Origin of the sequence: Mesorhizobium sp. M4B.F.Ca.ET.203.01.1.1 (assembly GCF_004791025.1) — a bacterium.
GTDB lineage: Bacteria > Pseudomonadota > Alphaproteobacteria > Rhizobiales > Rhizobiaceae > Mesorhizobium > Mesorhizobium abyssinicae.
Window position 1 is genome coordinate 1 of the sequence record NZ_SRUO01000207.1, and the last position, 311, is coordinate 311.

Genomic DNA, 311 nt, shown 5'->3' on the forward strand with positions numbered 1-311 from the left:
ATCGTTGAAGTGAAAGCCGCCGAGTTTCTTGAACTGGATCAGCCGGGAGACGATCATCTCGATGTTGACGTTCGGCGCGTGGTGGCCAAGGTCGACCAGGCAGAACGCCTTGTCGCCCAGCTCCTTTGAAATCATGTAGTTGGTGCCCCAGTCCTGGACCACGGTGGAATAGAAGGCCGGCTCGTACATCTTGTGTTCGCTGAACAGCTTCCAGTCCGCGGGCAGCCCGGCATAGACTTGCTTCATTGCCTCGGGATAGCGCTCGAACGCCTTGGCGAAATTGACCTGGCCGGGGAAGTTCGAGCCGTCGC

Annotated in this window: 1 pseudogene; it reads right to left on the minus strand. The window is 58.5% G+C overall.

Features of this window, described 5'->3' with window-relative positions:
* Positions 1-311: pseudogene (locus EN846_RS34350) on the minus strand (sugar isomerase); the annotation flags it as partial.